We start from the raw sequence: 16,604 nt of genomic DNA, 5'->3' as shown, positions 1-16,604 counted from the left end.
GACATCCGCAACGCTTCAGCAGTAGCAACCATCCCCCAACACTACACCGGTTCGCCATTTCAGCGACAGACCACTAGCTTGCTTTGATGCGCGCAGAAACAGGAGCCTTCAGCGAGTATCTCACTCGCATCGGTCGAGCACTCGATCAGCATCTGGAAGGTGAACGTTCCGACCCGGTGACCACCATCGAAGAGTGGAAGCCGCGGTTCACCGGTTCCCTTCCGGAACGGGGGGTGGGGGCAGCGGCGGTCGTAGCCGAACTGGAGAGCGGCCTGATACCCAACGGCCCCCGGATGAGTGAGTCGGGTTTCTGGGGATTCATCACCACCGGACCCACCACCATTCCGGCGGTGGCGCAAGCGGCCGCTCTGGTGGCCGCCCCACAGCGGTACACGATCAACGCATTCAACCTGCTCGAGGAGCTCTCGCTCGATTGGCTTGGCGACCTGTGCGGATTGAGTTCGGGGATGAAGGGGCTGTACTCGAGCGGTGGCTCGACCGCCAACCTGGTGGCGCTGGGAGCAGCCCGCCAGTGGGCCTTCGAACAGATTGGGGTGGACCCTTCCGCCCGGGCATTCGGGGATCGGGCGACGGCAATCTACGCCTCCACTGAGGTGCATCACACGGTGCAGCGCTCTGCAGGAGTGCTGGGGTTGGGCCGGGCTGCGGTACGGGTGATACCCACCGACGACCGGCAACGCATGGAGGTCGGCGCGCTTCAGGCCAGTCTCAAACGGGATAGATCCGAAGGGGTTCTCCCGGTGGCGGTAGTCGGCACATGCGGTACGACGAACACCGGAGCGATCGATCCACTGCGGCCCATTGGGGAACTGGCTGCTGAACTCGGCGTCTGGTTCCACGTCGACGGTGCCTATGGACTGCCCGGCATCCTCGACGAACGCATCGCAGCCCGATTCGACGGGTTGGGGCTGGCAGATTCGGTGATCGTCGATCCACATAAGTGGTTGGCGGCCCCGGTGGGAGTTGCGGCCACCTTCGTACGCGACCGGACGATCTTGCATCGGGCCTTCACCCAGGAACCGGCCGAATATCTGGAGGGCTCATTCGCCGAGGACGGAGATGTGGAGGTGTCGATGGACAGCCTCGGAGTGCCGTTCGGCGACTTCGGAGTGGAACTGTCATCTCCTTCAAGGGGCGTGATCGTGTGGAGCATTCTCCTTGAACAGGGCCGGGAGGGTGTGAGAGAACGGATCCGCCGGGACAACGACTTTGCGCGCCACGTAGCCGACCGGGCCACCCGACACCCCCGTTTGGAATCGCTCACCGAACCCGAACTGTCTATCGCCTGTATCCGGTACTCGATCCAGGGCGTCGACGATCTCAACGAGTTGAACGCCCGACTGCTACGGAGACTCGTAAGGACCACCCCCTTCCTGCCCAGCGCCACAGTCGTCCACGGCGCCTTTGCGATCAGGCCGTGTTTCATCAATCCCCGGACAACCTGGGCCGATGTCGACGGATTCGTTGACGCAGTGGTGGCAATCGGCGACGAACTCACCGACAGGTAGCCGCACCGAGTGAACTTTCCGGAGTACCGGTAGAGCCGCGGCGTCGACTTCCCCATGGTGGTACTCCACCCCGACACGACCGACTCTTCCTATCAACCAGCCGGTGGAAACCATAAGATGGGTCGATCAAATGAAAGGGGGACCACTGTGAGCGAGACTCTGGTTGAGGTGGTGGCTCTCAACGCCGACGTTGTCGGGTACAGCAGACTTCTTGCCGATGATCTCGAGGCCACTACGGCGACCATGGAGGAGTACAAGGACCTGGTCGAGGAGAAGGTCGCCGAGAGTGGGGGGACACTCGTCAACTTCGTCGGCGACAACTTCATGGCGGTCTTCGACGATGCGAAGGATGCAGTGCGCACCTCTATCGCGATCGCCAACGAGATCGAATCCAAGAACGCCACCCGCTCCCGTACGGGCCAGACACGCTTTCGCATGGGGATGGATCAGGGTGCAGTCACAATCTCCGACGGTCGGTATTTTGGCGATGCCCTGAACATCGCCGCACGGATTCAGGCGATAGCCCCTCCCGGGGGACTCAGCGTGTCCGGGCGGGTTTACCAAGCCTTGGATGAGCCGGCCTTGCGATTCAAGCCGCTCGGCCGGCGCCGGCTGAAGAATATTCCTGAGGAAGTGGACGTCTATGAGTTCGCCGACCTCCCCGCTGATGGTCGCCCCAGTTCGGTACAACGGCCGCTGGCGCTCGAGTCGCCGACGGTCGCCGTCCTCCCCATCCATGCCGAGATGGTGGACGAGTCTGTGCGGGCGACGGCGGGAATACTTCGGATGGACCTGATTCACCGACTGACGAGAGTCCCTTCTCTGAGCGTGATCGACGCCAAGGCCGAACTCGGCAGTACCGGCGCACCGGGAACCGCCCGCTACATGGTCGAGACCGGAATCCATCAGGCCGGCGAGAACGTGAGGGTCTACGCCACTCTTATTGACGTCACATCCATGAACGTCGTCAAATCGCACAGGTGGACAACGACGGTGGCCGGTCTATTCGCCCTATCGGAACAACTCGCCGATGAGGTTGCTCGGGCGATAGAAGTAGACCTGGTAATAGGGGAACCTGCCGGCCTCTACGCGGATCTGGGCGATCCGGAAGCGATAGAGCAGGTCTACCTCGGTTGGTATCACCTAACGAGCGGCACAGTCGAGGGATGGTCTCGAGCTTTGGATCTCTTCGGCCGGGTCGCCGACTCACATCCAGATCAGCCCTACGGACACGTCCTTTCCGCGTTTGCGAACTGGATGGGCGCAAGCAACGGATGGGCCCGTGAACCAAAGGAGATGTTGCTCAAGGCGCGCGACCAGGCTCAGGTCGGACTTGGGCTGGGCGATCCAACCGGTCTGGCGCGGACGGTCGAAGCGGCCGTTTTGATGTCTCAGGGTCGCGGCGCCGAAGCCCTGGAGGCAATGGAGAAGTTGGAGATTGTCAGGCCCACTTGCGACGTCACCTTCGGCCTGGAGGGCAGCGTCCGGCGCTACCTCGGTCAATGGGAGAAGGCGATTGACCTCACCGATGTTGCGATGCGTCTGACGGGAGTCAACAAGCCTTGGTATCCCACGGTCAAGGCATGTTCGCTGTTCATGGGAGGCAGAGTCGAGGAGGCAGCGTCCGTGGCTGAGATGGTTCTCGAACACCAGCCACACAATCTGGAGGCTCTGCTTGTCCTCACGGCGGCCCAGGTCGAGTTGGGGCTTGATCGACGGGCCCGGGCGACAGCCGAACTGACCCGAGAACGCTACCCGGCGGTGGACATAGCGCATTGGATAGACGCGAACCCCTACCAGGGGCGAGATATGGTCGACCGGTGGAAAGCGGACCTCGTTTCCGCCGGAGCGGTCGAACTCGATCTGGGAGACGGTGCCGGCGCATAGCCGGCGGTAATCCGCCCGCCTCCTGCGCAATGCCTCGCACCAGATGGTCGGGCCGCCCGGCAGCTGTCGAAATCGTCACACGACTGACGTTTCGACGTGAAAGCGTCATTCCGGAGCGGGTCGGTCCCCCCGGAGGGGGGAAGGTACCGCCGCCGGCAGGCGGGGGTAGGGGGGCTATGTGACGGGACGCGGGCAGCAGACCCCATGGCACTAGGTGACCCCATGGCATTTCCGGCTGAGTCGCACCCCATGGACCGGGATAACCCCATGGACGAACCCAAGTCTCTCCCCCCAGGAGTGGGAGGAGTACCGAGTCCTCGAGGCGAGGGGGCCAGATGGGCCCGGCCGGAAGTGAATCGATACCGACCCCATACACGGCTGGTACCCCATGCATGACCAACGGATCGAACGCACGCCGCAATGTCGGACTAGGCGACCACCAGACCGCCAGACCGAGCGACCGGTCGGGTGGTCGGAGGTTCGAAGCCTCGAATCTAGAGCGACCAGCTTCGTTCGTTGATCCGCCGGATGACATCGCGCGGAGCAATGTGCGACAAATAGGTGTCCGTGGTCTGCAGCGACAGGTGGCCGAGTTGTCTTTGGATGACCGGAATCTCGATGCCCTCCATCAGAAGTTCGAAGGCATGGGTGTGACGGAGGCCATGAGCGTGAACTCTCTTCTCGATCCCGGCATCACGGGCCAAACGAGGGAGCAGCATTCGGACATACGAGCCCGAGAGCCTTCGCCCCTCCATGCTGCAGAACAGCGGAGCCACTGAGTCGATGCCCAACTCACGGCGCGTGTCGAGCCACTCATCGATGACCTTGAACGCTCCCGGATCGATTCCGACGGTCCGCCTGCGTCCGCCCTTCCCGGAAAGAACCGTCACACTTCCGATTACGCGATCGATGTCCTTCTGTCTGAGGGCGAGCGCCTCGGCGCACTGCAGGCCGGTGCGATAGAACAGCGCGATGAGAGCCCGGTTTCGTAGGCCGACGGGCGTGTCGTCGGGGCATGCGCGGATCAGAGCTCGGACCTCGTCCGGCGTCAACACTTCGGTCGGGTATCTCTTGCCCTTGTTGGCGGGGATCCTTGTGGCGCTCATCTCCATGGATTTCGTCTGGTTACGTCTGTACTCAGTCTACCACAGGCGAGTACAGACGTAATCACACCGGGCGTGCAGCAGCCGTTGGTAGATTGTCCCCATGGGTCGGCGCGTAGACAGTGAGCTCTTGGTTGGGGCTTCGGAAATCGCTGAGCGCCTCGGCGTGGCTCGCGCTCAGGTAGTTCATACCTGGCGGCGGCGACACGCCGATTTTCCACTGCCGGTCGCCCAACTCCAGAGCGCGCTGATCTGGTATTGGCCGGACATCGAGAAGTGGGCGAAGATCACCGGCCGCCTCCCGTAAGCAATGCTCGGACCCGGTACGGCTTCCGTGATACGTTGTACACATAACAGGTGAGCGCCGTTGAGTGCCTTCTCGAGAGGAGGCACTCAATGCCTTTTGAAGAGGCTCGCAAGTACATCAAACCGCCGAAGACGAAAGGACGCGGCCCACGCAAGACCTGCCCGAAACACACGCCTTGGAACCCACCGGGACATGTTTCTAAGAAGGCCATGAACGGCGGACGGTGCAACTACTGGGATCCAACCGACGGGCACTGTTCTCATTGGAAGGCGAAAGACAGCCTTGCCTGCCCATGTCACCGTCAGGCGTACTAGGGCGCGCCACGCCGACGTGGCTGAAAAGAACGATCGAAGAGATGCTCGACCTGCTTCGTAGTCAACACCTCGAGCAGCGTTCCACGGCGGCCGACACCGGCAGAGGCTACGGGTCGTTCCCTTGAGCCACACCGTCGGACGCCGACGAGTTGCGCGCTAGGCCAGCGCCTCCTCGAGGGCGAGCATCGTCGCTCGCACGGCTCCTCTGTCGCCGTAGCTGAGCCGGGTTCCCGCTTCCAGCCGTTGTTCCATCTTGCTCACCAGGGTCATCACCCGATCCGGTTTGCGGGCGAGCCGCCCGGCGTGGCGACCCAGCTCGATGATGGTGGTGAGGGTGGCTACATCGTCTACCGCCTCGGCGTCGAAGGTGAACTCGTCGCGGGCGGCGAGTTCCCGGACGAGGACCCTCAGGTAGTCGGACAGGGCCAGCATCTTGGGATAGTCGAGCTTCTCAGGGGTGTCCTGCGGGGTGTGATAGTGGCGATTCCGGCCAACGTTGAAGAACAGGAACGGGATCCCGGCCTGTTTGAAGGCATAGTGGTCGGACATCGGGGAGATCACGTCGGCATCGAGGCGGCGGGGCACAATCCCCGACAAACCCTCACCGAGCCGATCCACCACTGCGCCTACACCGGGGCTCTTCTCGGCGCCCATGATCATGATCGTGTTGCGCACCTCGGCCGGCAATCCGGCCGGTCCGAGCGGATGACCGATCAGATCCAGGCACACCATCATGTCGATCTGCGCGAGCGGCACGGTGGGGTTGGCCACGAAGTAGTTCGAGCCCATGTTCTCGGTGAAGAAGCTGGGCGGTTCTTCGGCGTCGAACGAGGCGATCAACAAAGATCGGCCGGATTCCCCATCGGCGGAGACGCCTCGCGCCAGATCCAGCAGCACGGCAACCCCGGAGGCGTTGTCGTCGGCGCCGGGATGGATCTCTCCGAAGTTGATACCGAGGTGGTCGTAGTGGGCGGCGATCACCACGTATCGATCGGCGTGAGGCCCGGAACCGGGAATGGTGCCCAGCAGGTTGGCGCCGCCGATCTCGGGGATCGGTTGCTGATACCCGTCATCGCCGGCCGGTTCTAGACCGAGGTCGGCAAAGGCAGCTTCCACGTAGCGGCGAGCGAGCAACCCGCCCGGAGTGCCGGGTGCCCGGCCCTCCAATTCCGGAGAGGCCAGATACTCGACGTGGTGGCGCAGGGCGTCCAAGCGTTCACCGTTGTTCATATGACCTCTTCTCATCCTGCGACCAAAGCGGATCCCGAGACGGGTCGTGCATCACTCATCACAGCACCTCTTCGATGAAGTCGACGATAGGCGGCACCACCACGGTGGCGGGTGCCTTGATCGCCAAGCCGTGGTCCATCCGTTCGGCCATGAGCGAGAACGGGTTGGGTTCTGGGTTGATGTCGACGAGGGTGGCCCCGTTGAGCCCGGCCATGGCGAACACGTCGTTGGGCAGCCGGGTGCTGCCGGAGGTGCCGATCACCAGCAGCAGCGAGGCCTGCTGGGCGGCGATGCGGGCCGAGTAGATCCGGTAGTGCTCCTCGTTGTAGGTCTCGTCAAACCACAACACGTGGGGTCGGGTCATCGCCCCGCACTTCGGACAGACCAGCAGATCGCGGTCCTCTTCACCGAGCGGCTCATCCCGCCCGGTCGGCCCGATGCCGGGCGGGATCGGGTACACATCAAGCCCGCAGGGAGCGCTGCACCTCATCATCTGGAGGTTGCCGTGCCCTTCGTAGACCCGTTCGGGATTGTGCCCGGCGGCCAGGTGGAGTCCGTCGATGTTCTGGGTGATGACCACGAACCGCTCCCCCAGCGCCTGCTCCAACCGCACCAGGGCGCGGTGGGCGGCATTGGGTTGGGCGTCGCCCCAGGTGTTGCGACGCCACAGGAACCAGGCCCAGGACTGTTCCGGATGGATGGCGAAGAACTCGAAGGTAGAGATCTCCTCGCTCCTGTAGACCTGCGAACCGATCGTCCAGAACCCGCCCGGACCGCGGAAGGTGGGGATGCCCGACTCGGCCGAGATGCCGGCTCCGGTGAGGGCGATCACCCTCCCCGGCCGGTGTACAGCCTTGGCGAGACGGACCTTCAGGTCGGTGGTGAGTTCATAGAGGTCGATACTCACCCACCGTCCCGGGGAAAGCGGACGGCCATCGTCTGGGCCATCCCCATCGTGCCCCCGTGCACCGTGTAGCCCTGTCTCTCGAGTTTGCGACGCAGGCGCTGCTCGGCCGCCACCGATTCAGCTTCGGTTTCGTACTCCGGTAGCCCTTCGTACAAATCGGGTCGAAGCTGTAAACCGAAGCGCGTGACGGTCCTGCTGGCAGTGCGACCTCCGGCCTTGTGTGTGGCGAAGCGTTCCTCGACGGTTCGGCCCGTCTCGCCAACGTAGACATTCGGGAAAGCCGGATTGGACCGTTCGCCGGCCGCGTCGGACAGTTCAACTACATAGACCCTGCGTCCGCCGGACACTCCACTCCCTTCGCCGCTACCTCGAACATAGCCTTCCCAGACGCTTCCATCGACCCGTACCATTGTGGAATGGCCGAACAACTAAACGCCGCCGAACTAACCGACGATCCGCCCCAAGGCCTCAAGCGCCTAATGACACGGATCATTCCCACTCGCCCTCCGAAGCTTGATCCCCGCCGGTCGATCCTCGACGGGGCCGACCCGGGCCCTGTTCCGACCGAACCGGCCGAGTTTGCAGTCGCACTGGCCGCCGCCCAGTTCCTCGTTGCCGAGCACATCGCTTCGAATGAACGGGATGAGAAACGTCGCCAGAAGATGGATCGAGTCGTCCAGATCCAACGGGAAACCCTGAACGCGCTGAGGACCCCCAACGGCCCAACACTCGATCCGGGGGCGGCGGTCGGGTCGATGACGGCGGCGGAGCCCGACACCCGGATCACGTTCCTGATTGAGGTGTTCTTCCTCGACCCTTTCTCTCCGTATTCGCTCCGATATCGCGGCAAGATCCGCCGCCGCGCCCTGCAACGCCTGGCCCCGCTCGTGGGCGAGGACAAGAAGGTGATCCGGCGTATTGAGAAGGCCGGAACCGACGCCAAGAAGTCGCACAGCACACAGAATTGGGGAAAGGTCGGCCTCGTCGGGGTCGGGGCGGCGGTGGTACTCGGGTTGGGTGGCTTCATGGCCGCTCCCCTGTTCGGCGCGGCTCTCGGTGCTGCGGCGGGATTGTCGGGTGCTGCGGCCACGGCCCACGGACTGGCGTTGCTGGGCGGTGGAGCGCTGGCGGCCGGGGGGGCCGGCATGGCGGGCGGCATGTGGATGGTCGCCGGAGCCGGCGCCGCACTCGGAGTTGTGGGCGGCGGAGGGGGTATCAAGCTCTTCCAACTCGGCGCAGCCCAGGCCCGCGGTGAACTCGTCAAACTCCAGGTCACCTACAAGCTCACCCTGCTCCAGGGCCAAACGGATCTGGTGAAAGCCCAGGCCGTCATCGAAGACCTGGCCGGACAGGCCGAGGAGCTGAAGGGCACGGTCGCCGAAGAGCGCCTCCTCAACGATGAGAACTCCAAGCGGGTGACGGATCTCGAGGAAACGCTCGAAGCGCTGGAGGAGACGATCCTCTGGATGCGATCGCAAGAAGACGACCTCGAATGAGCGAACCCGACGGGCTGGAGGTTGCACTCTGGTTCCTCGCTGCAGATCTCGAAGAGCTGAGCGATGGAGCCGACCTCGACCTCGAAGCCGCCGGGGCCACGGGGAGAGCACTGGACGCTCTCGAGTCGCGCGCCACAAATCTACGACGAGAGGTCGAGGAGATGGCCGCCGAGCGCGGTGCCCCTCCCCCACGGATCCCCGAACCATCGGAGCCGGCGACTCGACCGACAGCGGCGCCGCGACCCGCAACCTGGGACGACGTGGTCGCCCGCGCCCGCATCAGCCTGAACGAACGGCAGATCGACCCCGCAACCGTAAATCTCGACCTGCTGCTCGACCGGACGGAGGTCGAACGAATCGAACAGCGCCACAACGGCGGGTTCGACGTTCGAGGGCACCTCGACCCCTACGACCTGACCGCCGCGCTGGCGGCCGGAGTGTTGGGGGCAATGGTCGACTATCTGGTAGTGAAGATCCCCTCGACGACCTTGTGGGAAGGCAGCATCCACACCGGCAGCGCCTTGACCGGGGCGCTCCGGGACCTTGCGGTGGACAGCGACAACTGGCTTGCAGTGCTGGCTCGGGTTCCCTTCGATCGAGTGATCGGGACGGGCATTCCCGGTTTCATCCCCCAGACCCACCGCGTGCAGACGTTCGGCCACGACCCTCTCTTCGGGCTCGGGCTGGGCATGATCGACATCGTCCGGGGAACTCTGACCGGCATCGACCCATCCGGCGACGTAACCGTGATCGCTTCACCGGGCTTACAGGTGGCCAACCCGGCACTCGCCTTCGGACTCGAGGTGCTGCACTTGCTCTCCGACGTCGGCACCAGAAGCGGTCTCCCCCTACCCGGCTGGACGGCCCTACTCACACTCAAGTCCGGATCATTTGGAGATACCGATCGGACATTGGCCGAATTGTCGCGCTGGATGTTCATGCGTGGCTACGACAGCTGGCATTTCCTGACGATGAGCACGTCGGTTGCCACCGTCGAAGCCACCCTCCGCTCCTACTTCGCCCTCCGACAACATCACGACGAGGCCTACCGCGCCGACACCGAAGCGGAAGCCGCCCGGGCCGGTTCCGATCGAATCTCCGACCATCCGCGTTACCAGGCCATGTCGTTGCTGGCCCACGGCACTGCCGCCGCCGGGAACCTCGGCAAGCTGGCGCTGGCCGGCGGCAACCCGCTGACCATCAACTACGCCCAGTGGCTGATGCTCGCCAAACGACTCATCTCCGCCCTGGATCGGCCGCGCCCGGCCGACGGCACACGTGCTCAGGCCGAATACAACCGGGTCGTTCTCGACACCGGCTGGTCACGGGTCGGCTTCAATCCGGACCTGCTTCCCGACGGCTGACGCCACGCCGAGAGCCGAAAACTGTCACACCCGTGTCGTACCTTGGAAGTAGGTCGATGAGGTCGGCCGGAAGGCGAGGAAATGGAGTATCACCGCGAACACAAGGTCCACTGGATTCAGGCCCGCAAAGCATCTGAGGATCACGAGTCCTGGCGAAGCGCCCAGGTGCTGTCGGTTGAGGGCGAGACGATCACCGTCCGTTTCGGCGACGGTGAGAAAGCACGGTTCCGGTCGGGATGGGCCGACCTGATCACCGAAGATGGCGCCACCCGGGTCTCGATCACCGAACGTTGGCACGTGCTTGCCTATCCGGATCGGGGAGGCAAGCGGATGCTGGCCATTATCCGACTCGAGGAGTTCGTGTATGCGACGGTGATGGGGGCCGATGCCAACGAGTACTTCTTCGTGGTGCCCCGGGCCGACGCAGAGGACGTCGCCGACATCATGCGGATCATGCAGACCTGCACCACCTGGGGAGAGGTACGAGAGGCTGCGTCGTTGGAGCGGTATCAGGAGATCCTGGGTCGGGCCGGATACGGGAGTCTCGACGAGTACGTCGAACACATCTTCGTCGGCAGGCCCATCCCCAGCGCTCTCGAGGCGGCCGCCAGGCGTTGGGAAGAGGAGAACTGGGAGAATGGCCTACCTGCCGACGACGACCCGTTCGACCCCAACGACATCGACTCGTACTCGTGTGGCGACTATCCACCGATGTTCGAGTTGATCCAGAACGACACCTTGCCCGGCGACCTGATCAACCGGCTCGGCCATCGCTACGAAACCACCCTCAATGGAACCTTCGCGTCGTTCCCGGTCGACAAAGGACCCGACGTGATCGCCGACCTAGAGAGCCGCGGCCACCTCTGTGTCGAAGAGACGAGGCTGATCCAGGGAGCCATGGAGAGGTGGTGAGGTTCCGCTCCTCACCGTTCACTAGTCGGTAGAGGGGCACCCCGCGCCGGCAACACGCAGATCGCCGCCGGCGTCAATGAGTTGGTTATTGCCGATCAACGTGTCCACGGCGAGATCGAGTGCGCCGGCGATTTCTGTTCCCCGACGGGACCATCCAAACAGTTTCGCCACCGAGGACGTGAGCTCATCTCGATCGACGAGCTTCGCGTCCGCAACTAACCGACAGACCGCCATTTGCAGTTCGGTCTGGGGAATCTCAGTTGCCGCTCGCACCGTCGCCGGAACACCCTCAACTGGAGCCCTGACGGTCGTCAGAGGGTGTCCGCTGAGCCAAAGGAAACCGTCCGGGTCCCGGTTGACAACCCGATTTCGAGAACCTGCCTTGACTGCCGCGTTGAAGGCGTCACGGATACGGGTTCCAGCTCTTCCAACTCCGTTCGCCTCTCGGATACGCCGCAGAACGACCTCCTCGTGAACTGGAGATTCGACATTGACGACTTCCTCGAGTGCTTCCTCAAGCCGACGTCTCGCCAGCGGATCATGGAGATCCATACCAAGGCGACGTGGCTTAGCCACTCGATAGGGCTCGGCCCATTCGGGGCGTGCGTCGAGGTCTACTGACTCGATCACGACTTGCTCGACTCTCCGTCGCGTCAATCCCGCTCGTCTTGGGCCGTTCACGAGGGAATCCTCAATCGTCGCTCGCAGCAGCAACTCTTGGCCCGCCCGATCAGCGAACCACGAAGGGCCCCATATTCGGTGGATCCTCCAGCCCAATCGTTCCAACACCTCTTGCCTCAATCGGTCCCGGTCACGGGCTACCCGCGATGAGTGATACATCGCACCGTCGCATTCGATGCCGAGGATGTAGCGCCCAGGATGGTCTGGATGCACGATCCCGAGATCGATCCGGTAGTCGGCCACCCCTACCTGCGGGTGGGCATCAAACCCCATCGCCCGTACCGAACGGAGAACCTCGTCCTCGAGCGGACTCTCGACATCCGACCCGGTCACGGAGACATCGATGGCCAGAGCTGAGATCCCGGACCTGGCGAACTCGAGATAGCGCCGCAGATGCTGCACGCCCGACGATCCTGCGTTGCCCGCAATGTCGTCTGGCAGAATCGACGCAACGAGCTCGACCCGTCGGCGCGCTCGGGTGATAGCAACGTTGAGCCGCCTTTCGCCCCCGGCCCGGTTGAGCGGTCCGAAGTTGAGCGTGAACTTGCCTGCTTCGTCAAAGCCGTAGCCGACGCTGAAGATCATGATGTCCCGTTCGTCACCCTGAACGTTCTCGAGATTCTTGACAAAAAACCCAGCGAGTCGGTCCGTTGTGAAGAACGCGTCGAGGTCTGGATGATTCGCTCGGCGCCGGTCTACTGCGTACTCGATGCGTGACGCCTGTGCCTCCGAAAAGGCAACGACGCCGAGGGTCAGCTGCGGATGGTTGATCGCGTGGTGGATTACACGGTCGACGACCAGCTCCGCCTCTTCGGGATTGTCTCTTGCGCCGCCCCGCCGGTAGACGCCATCTGCTTTGTAGAAGGCCACACCGAGGTCTGGATCAGAAGCGATGGCTCCAGGGAATGTGACCAGCTTGCCGTCATAGAAGGAGTAGTTCGAGTAAGTGATTAGATCTTCGTGCTGACTGCGGTAGTGCCAGCGAAGCGGCAGGGACTCCATGCCACCGGCCTTGGCCAGGTCTAGAACGGACTCGAACTCGTCAAACTGGTCTTCCTGGTATTCGTCGTCGCCGTCGAGCCCGACCCGCTCGAAGAATGATGTGGGTGGGAGTTGCTTCTGATCGCCCGCCACCACCAACTGGCGGCCCCGGTAGATGCAGTTGACGGCGTCCGCAGGCTTCACTTGGGATGCCTCATCGAAGATCACGAGGTCGAACCTGGTCTCGGGGGTCAGGAACTGGCTGACCGATAGAGGGCTCATCATGAAGCAGGGTTTGGCTGCCTGTGCCACATCGGATGTCCTTTGAATGAGCTCTCGCACCGGCATGTGACGACGTTTCTTCTCGCCTTCTCTGAGGATGATGCCGGCCGCCCCGACTGTGGTGCTGGGTTTGCGTGCATTGCACTTCTCGATCACCCGAGCTGCCATCGATCGGATCAGCTTGCGATCGAGTTTGCGGAACTCTTGGACCAACGCGTCCCTGTCCTCCGCTCGGAGTTTGTCCATTCGAGGGTCACTTTCGATCGTGAGATCGATCCATCGTTCAAGCACCGCCCGTTCGAGCCCACCTTCGATCTGGTCGCGAGGCAAGGATTTGGTGATACAACTCTCGACTGCTTCGGCGCAGCCCAGCTCATTGAGCCGACGGCGGGCGTTCTCGTGAGCTGCCCACTCATCGATGTCAGCGGTCGTTTGGGTGAAAATAACAAGGAGTTGCTGCACGTCGGGGAAGCTCGCCCCGAACTCATCTCCAAGCTCTTCCGAGCGTTCGTCCGTGAAGGTGTTTCGGAAATCGTTCACGGCCAGACGCCACTCATCAACTGCAGGCCGGATGACGTGAGGCTCGAGGATGGCGTCTCTCAATCGATCCACTGATTGTTGACCGAGCGGCTGCCCTGCGGCCGCTCGAAGGCGTTGTGCCCATTTGAGACGCTCTCGAAGATCGGCCCAATCCGTTGTGCAGCCGTGGTAGTACCCCCCGTATTCCGGGCCGTTGGACGAAGCAAAAGCGTCGAAGTATTGATCATGGGTCTCGATCGAGCTCCGCAGAGGCAGGGCTTCGGAGAGGAGGCTGAAAGTCAACGCTCTTCCGCATGCCCGAGAGGATCGCTCGGATACCTCTTCAAGAACCCGAAATGGCTCCACAGCACCGTCGCTCCAGAAGGAAAGCGATTCGACGGGTTTGGACGAAAGCACGTCGGCGGTCAGCGGCAGAAGTGTGGACGCATACGAGAGCCAGGCTCGAACTTCAGAGCGTAAGTCTTCAGCGGTGCGATGGAGCTCAACGTCGCGCTTGTCCCCTAACCCGAGGGTCGCCTTGAAAGCGGCAGGATCGAGCCGTGCACCTGCGAGATTGATAGCAAGTTCCGCCGCGTCTATCGACGCGGCCAACTGAATGAAGTCCGTCTCGGTGCGCCTGTAGTAGTGCTCGCCTAGATCGGTAGCACACTGCTGTTCTGTGCCTTCGAGCTCCAGAGCAACGCGTTTCCATTCGACAGCATCACCTAGCCGCGCCAGCGCATCCTTGCGTGCTTTCCCATCGGGTGTGGCGGTCACCAGGGCCTTCTTATCTTCTCGGTAGCTGCTGCCGAGCTTCCTGACTCCGCGGTGAACCGTGTCGAATCGTGCCTTGAGCCCGCCCAGATCGAGGTTCAACACTTCCTCGGTGAAGACTCCGTCGAGATTGAGAGCCTTCTTCCGAAACTCCTCTACGGCTGCTGAGAGCTCGGCATGAGCGGCACGGGCGGCCGCGAGACCACCCTCATCAAGCCAATTTGGCTCCGGAGGATATTCGATGCGTGCTAGCTCGGTCAGGGCTACGAGCTCTTGAGCGCGGGCGAGCGTAAGACCCCTAATGTCGAGACCCATCGCACGGGAGATGGCTCTAGCGTGCTCTTCGATCCTCCGCAGCTGACCACTCGACGTCTCGAGGAACTCCCGGGCGTTCCTGAGGTCGGAGTGGACCCAACCGTCAACCGGGCTCCACCCAAACTCCAGATCGGCAAGAGCGCCGTTGGCCGATTCCCACATCTCTCGATCGGCCGGAACCAGAGAACCCCACTGCCCTCCAACTATGCCAGCGAGACTTCCGACGCTCTCTGCTCGAGTCTGCGCCGTAGTTTCCAGAGCATCGACGTGACTCAGTAGCGAATCCAGTTCATCCCTAGTTAGCCAACTTGATGGCACATCAACACGTTCCTGCAGCACACCCACTACGTCTGCGAGGCGCTGAGAACCCGTAGCCGTCGCCACTGCACCCATCGCAAGCTCTGAGGACACAAAATCTGTCGCTCTCCGAAGATCACCCAACGCATCGGAGCAACGATCGAGAGCATCTGCGAGCCTCCTCTTCCCGGCTAGATCCGCAAACGATGGCTGGAGACCACGCCATACAAATTCGTCGGCTCGCTCTACCGGGCCCCATGACCGTGAAAGGTCGCCGGCGGTGTCAAGTATCTGACTCATCCATTGCTCATCGAGCTGCTCGTCAACTCCTGAGGGAAGCTGGATTTGCGGGAACGAGTGAAGTTGTGACGCCCGACCCAACACACGGCCCAGGCTCCTTCCAAGAGGTAGTCGGGATTCGTTAAGGGCGATGGCGTAGTCCGTCAGGGCCAGCCGGCGCGCTTTGAGGCGAGCGAGTTCGCCACCGCTCATGCCGTTCTTGGCGACAGGTCGCGTCTTGAGGGCGGAGGCCAAGGTCTTCGCCACTTCTTTGCGTGTGGCCTTGTGTGAATGAAGCTCAAGGAGGTATTCGCCAAGACCAGCTTCATCGAGTCGAGCTTTGACGACTTCCAGGGCTGCAATCTTCTCGCTCACGAACAGCACGGTCTTGCCGTCGGCCAGGCTTTCAGCGATGAGGTTGGCGATCGTTTGGCTCTTGCCGGTTCCGGGCGGGCCATCCATCACAAAGCTGTGGCCCTCTTTGGCGGCGGCCAGACAAACCCTCTGGGTGGCATCCGCGTCGAGAATCGTGGGTGACTCTTCGGGCGGGTAGAGATCGTCGAGTTGATCTTCGGTTGGTGCCGCGAATCCAAGCGACACATCGGCGTCCCCGCCCAGAGCGAGTGCCCTCACCATGTCGTGGACTGAGATCTCGGCTTCGTTTTCGAGGAGGTCCCGATACATCACCTCCTTGTGAAACGAGAAAACATCGAGCGCCAGGTCGCGTGTGACTCTCCAGTCTCGATCTCTCATGGCAAGCTCTACCGACTCAAGGAAGGCGTTGACGCCGAGGTCGTCCTCTTCGGGGAGACCAGGCAGATCGATTCCGAAATCGGATGCCATCCTGACCACGAGGGCCGGATTCAGCACGGTGTCTTCATCGGTTGCCACGAGACGAAATGGGTCGCGCGGGCCTTCGCGATCCAATCGCACCGGTATGAGGAGAATCGGAGTGCGGACTTGCCGTTCGTCGGCCGGGTCAACCCACTCAACGAATCCGGCGGCGAGGTAAAGGATCCAGATGCCTTTGTCCATGAACTCCTGTTTGGACCGTCGGTCTAGGTTCCGGAGTGCGGATTCAAGGCTGCGGCGTGTGTCCTTCTGGGTGACAAGCTCGTCTGGGCGAGGTTTAGGCGCTTGGTCGGGTCGATCATCTGGCGCTCCTTCGGGGGAGTCGTCGACTTCGATCAGCGGAGCGTCGTGATTGTCTTCCGCCTCATCGATGTCAGGAGGGGTGAAGAATCCCCATCCGTTGGCCCATTCGAATCCCGAAAGTACCTTCGTCAGGTCGGGCGATCTGACGAGAAGCGTGGCTGACTTGGTCGGCAGGAAGTAGAGGACCCTGTCGCGCCGCGAAAGACTGATTAGCTCGTCGCGCCATTGGCGCACTTGCTCGAGGACTCGATCACCCACTGCCGCCACCATCT

General features: G+C 62.5%; 11 protein-coding genes. 6 read left to right on the top strand and 5 right to left on the bottom strand.

The features are described 5' to 3' along the window. Positions 1–86 precede the first annotated feature (86 nt). Positions 87–1,529, top strand: a complete 1,443-nt coding sequence (locus P1T08_13285; protein ID MDF1597047.1) for a pyridoxal-dependent decarboxylase — start codon at positions 87–89, stop codon at positions 1,527–1,529. 147 nt (positions 1,530–1,676) lie between these two features. Continuing rightward, positions 1,677–3,416 carry an adenylate/guanylate cyclase domain-containing protein gene (locus P1T08_13280; GenBank protein MDF1597046.1) on the top strand — a complete coding sequence of 580 codons (1,740 nt, stop codon included), beginning with the start codon at positions 1,677–1,679 and terminating at the stop codon, positions 3,414–3,416. Positions 3,417–3,910: 494 nt separating this feature from the next. Here the strand turns inward: P1T08_13280 and P1T08_13275 are convergent, their stop codons facing one another. Then, on the bottom strand, positions 3,911–4,522 hold the full coding sequence (locus P1T08_13275; GenBank protein ID MDF1597045.1) for a tyrosine-type recombinase/integrase: 612 nt from the start codon (positions 4,520–4,522) through the stop codon (positions 3,911–3,913). Positions 4,523–4,622: 100 nt separating this feature from the next. On the opposite strand from P1T08_13275, the gene P1T08_13270 reads away from it, so the two are divergent. Continuing rightward, positions 4,623–4,826, top strand: coding sequence for a hypothetical protein (locus P1T08_13270; GenBank protein MDF1597044.1), 204 nt, complete (start codon positions 4,623–4,625; stop codon positions 4,824–4,826). Between the two features lie 470 nt (positions 4,827–5,296). Here P1T08_13270 and P1T08_13265 read toward each other — a convergent pair whose 3' ends face one another. The 3 genes from P1T08_13265 to P1T08_13255 are packed head-to-tail and all read right to left on the bottom strand — an operon-like array spanning position 5,297 to position 7,624. Beyond that, entirely contained in the window at positions 5,297–6,370 is a 1,074-nt protein-coding gene (locus P1T08_13265; GenBank protein MDF1597043.1) for a M28 family peptidase, read from the bottom strand. A gap of 58 nt (positions 6,371–6,428) precedes the next feature. Further along, positions 6,429–7,277 (bottom strand): RNA polymerase subunit sigma, encoded by an 849-nt coding sequence (locus P1T08_13260; GenBank protein MDF1597042.1) that lies wholly within the window; start codon positions 7,275–7,277, stop codon positions 6,429–6,431. Next, on the bottom strand, positions 7,274–7,624 hold the full coding sequence (locus tag P1T08_13255) for a hypothetical protein (protein ID MDF1597041.1): 351 nt from the start codon (positions 7,622–7,624) through the stop codon (positions 7,274–7,276). Before P1T08_13255 ends, P1T08_13260 begins: the two co-directional genes overlap by 4 nt. Before the next feature lie 69 nt (positions 7,625–7,693). Here P1T08_13255 and P1T08_13250 point away from each other — a divergent pair, with 69 nt between their 5' ends. From P1T08_13250 to P1T08_13240, 3 genes are all read left to right on the top strand, one after another. Further along, a complete protein-coding gene (locus P1T08_13250; GenBank protein MDF1597040.1) occupies positions 7,694–8,773 on the top strand; it encodes a hypothetical protein in 1,080 nt (359 codons plus the stop codon). Then, a complete protein-coding gene (locus P1T08_13245; GenBank protein MDF1597039.1) occupies positions 8,770–10,137 on the top strand; it encodes a hypothetical protein in 1,368 nt (455 codons plus the stop codon). The genes P1T08_13250 and P1T08_13245 overlap by 4 nt, the downstream gene beginning before the upstream one ends. 81 nt (positions 10,138–10,218) lie before the next feature. Further along, positions 10,219–11,049, top strand: coding sequence for a hypothetical protein (locus tag P1T08_13240; protein ID MDF1597038.1), 831 nt, complete (start codon positions 10,219–10,221; stop codon positions 11,047–11,049). Positions 11,050–11,070: 21 nt separating this feature from the next. On the opposite strand, the gene P1T08_13235 is transcribed toward P1T08_13240, so the two are convergent. Next, entirely contained in the window at positions 11,071–16,590 is a 5,520-nt protein-coding gene (locus tag P1T08_13235; protein ID MDF1597037.1) for a DUF3320 domain-containing protein, read from the bottom strand. Positions 16,591–16,604: the final 14 nt, after the last annotated feature.

The organism is Acidimicrobiia bacterium (genome assembly GCA_029210695.1).
Lineage (GTDB): Bacteria > Actinomycetota > Acidimicrobiia > Spongiisociales > JAHEDJ01 > JAHEDJ01.
The sequence above is the reverse complement of the archived record's forward strand: the minus strand, read 5'-3'. Positions and strand labels throughout refer to the sequence as shown.

Excerpts from the sequence above, each read along its gene's own strand:
- P1T08_13285 (MDF1597047.1), top strand. The coding sequence starts at position 87 with ATGCGCGCAGAAACAGGAGCCTTCAGCGAGTATCTCACTCGCATCGGT.
- P1T08_13275 (MDF1597045.1), bottom strand. The coding sequence starts at position 4,522 with ATGAGCGCCACAAGGATCCCCGCCAACAAGGGCAAGAGATACCCGACC.
- P1T08_13270 (MDF1597044.1), top strand. The coding sequence starts at position 4,623 with ATGGGTCGGCGCGTAGACAGTGAGCTCTTGGTTGGGGCTTCGGAAATC.
- P1T08_13265 (MDF1597043.1), bottom strand. The coding sequence starts at position 6,370 with ATGAACAACGGTGAACGCTTGGACGCCCTGCGCCACCACGTCGAGTAT.
- P1T08_13250 (MDF1597040.1), top strand. The coding sequence starts at position 7,694 with ATGGCCGAACAACTAAACGCCGCCGAACTAACCGACGATCCGCCCCAA.
- P1T08_13245 (MDF1597039.1), top strand. The coding sequence starts at position 8,770 with ATGAGCGAACCCGACGGGCTGGAGGTTGCACTCTGGTTCCTCGCTGCA.
- P1T08_13240 (MDF1597038.1), top strand. The coding sequence starts at position 10,219 with ATGGAGTATCACCGCGAACACAAGGTCCACTGGATTCAGGCCCGCAAA.